This is a genomic window from Streptomyces sp. NPDC006265 (assembly GCF_040613555.1).
Taxonomy (GTDB): domain Bacteria; phylum Actinomycetota; class Actinomycetes; order Streptomycetales; family Streptomycetaceae; genus Streptomyces.
The window spans coordinates 1-1554 of record NZ_JBEXSH010001366.1 but is presented as its reverse complement, the minus strand read 5'-3'; the positions used below and the strand labels follow the sequence as shown (position 1 = coordinate 1554).

Here is a 1554-nt window from a genome sequence, read left to right as displayed (position 1 = left end):
ATCGACGGTCTGGCCTATGTGAAGAGTGGCGACGACGAGTTGCTCCAGGGCAAGGCCCACCAGAAGTGTCCGATGGTGGACCTCAAGGACGACATCATCTCCTGCGCCTGCCACGGCAGTCAGTTCTCCGTCCTCGACGGCAGCGTGAAGAAGGGGCCTGCGGTCCAGCCGCTGGAGGCGAAGCAGATCAGCGTGAAGGGCGACTCCATCACGCTCGCCTGACCGCACGCGGACGCTCCAGGCACGCCAGCACCTCGTCCGTGGTCGCGACCATGGCGACCAACGCGAGGGTGTGGCGGATCATCGCGGGGGTGTAGTCGGACGGCACTCCCGCGATGGCGTCCGACGGGACGACGACGGTGTAGCCGCGGTTCACCGCGTCGAACACGGCATTGGGGACGGCCACGTTGGCCGAGACGCCGGTGACGATCAACGTGCGGCAGCCGAGGTTGCGCAGCAGTGGATCGACATCGGTGCCCTGCAGGGGAGACAGCCCGTGCAGCCGCCGTACGACGAGGTCCTCCTCGGCGACGTCGATCGGAGCAGCCACCCGCACCGCAGGTGTGCCGGTCAACTGCTGGACGGGCAGACGTGCGGCGGCGCGGAACAGACGAGCGTTGCTGTTGGCGCCGCGGCCGTCGGGACGGCGCTCGGCGACGGCGTGGACCACTTGGACGCCCCCGTCGTGAGCGGCCGCCACCAGACGGGCGACGTTGGCGAGGGCACCGCCGGCGCGTGCCTGTTCGGCGAGTTCGGGCAGGGCGCTGTCCTTCCCGACGACGCCCTCCTGGCACTCGACGGTGAGCAGCACGGTGCTGCGCGGTTGAAGGAGCTCGCTGAGCGCTTCGTACGAGGGCACGGGTTTCCCCTGTCACCGGTGGCCGGGCGGACGAGCGTAACCACCATTGCGCACGGCCGGAAGAGTACTCATCCTTTTCTGACGTGATGTCAGAGGATCTCCTCTGGCACGACGTGGGAGAAAGAGGGGGCGCATGACCGTCACGCAGCAGCGCAGAGGCCGGAAGATCATGATGACGCCGGGCGAGCTGGACGACTTCCTGACCATCCAGCGCACCTGCCGGGTCGCCACGGTGTCGGCCGACGGGGCGCCGCACGTGAGCACGCTGTGGTTCGCCTGGGACGGCGCCTCGATGTGGCTGTACTCGGTCGTGCGCAGCAAGCGGTGGACCGACCTGCGGCGCGACCCGCGGGTGGCGATCGTGGTCGACACCGGCGAGGACTACGACGAGCTGCGCGGCGCCGAGCTGTCGGGCACCGTGGAGTTCGTGGGCGAGATCCCGCGCACGGGTGAGCTGCGCGCCGAACTCGACGTGCCGGAGACGCTGTTCGCGCGGAAGAACTTCGCCTTGGAGGAGATGCCGCACGACGGCCGGCACGCCTGGATCCGTCTGACACCGGAGAAGGTCGTCTCCTGGGACTTCCGCAAGCTGGCCGGGCAGTAGCCGCTCGCGCGGAACCCGGCCGAGGCCTGGACAGCAGCCGTTTCCGGGACGTCAGCCGACGCTCTCCCCCGCCGCCCGCAGGGCCTTCACC

The 1554-nt window shown here is 69.4% G+C and carries 3 protein-coding genes; 2 read left to right on the top strand and 1 reads right to left on the bottom strand.

What is annotated here, in order from left to right; translation table 11 throughout:
• The coding region (locus ABZ281_RS48930; protein ID WP_356665267.1) for a Rieske (2Fe-2S) protein at positions 1–222 on the top strand (222 nt) is incomplete at its 5' end.
• Here the strand turns inward: ABZ281_RS48930 and ABZ281_RS48925 are convergent.
• A complete protein-coding gene (locus tag ABZ281_RS48925) occupies positions 209–859 on the bottom strand; it encodes a cysteine hydrolase (RefSeq protein ID WP_356665265.1) in 651 nt (216 codons plus the stop codon). The two genes, ABZ281_RS48930 and ABZ281_RS48925, sit on opposite strands and share 14 nt — an antisense overlap.
• A gap of 133 nt (positions 860–992) precedes the next feature.
• Between ABZ281_RS48925 and ABZ281_RS48920 the strand changes: the two genes are divergently transcribed.
• Positions 993–1463, top strand: coding sequence for a pyridoxamine 5'-phosphate oxidase family protein (locus ABZ281_RS48920; RefSeq protein ID WP_356665263.1), 471 nt, complete (start codon positions 993–995; stop codon positions 1461–1463).
• Positions 1464–1554 lie beyond the last annotated feature (91 nt).

What these genes read in the sequence shown, in the direction of transcription:
- ABZ281_RS48920 (WP_356665263.1), top strand. Translation starts at nt 993, where the DNA reads ATGACCGTCACGCAGCAGCGCAGAGGCCGGAAGATCATGATGACGCCG.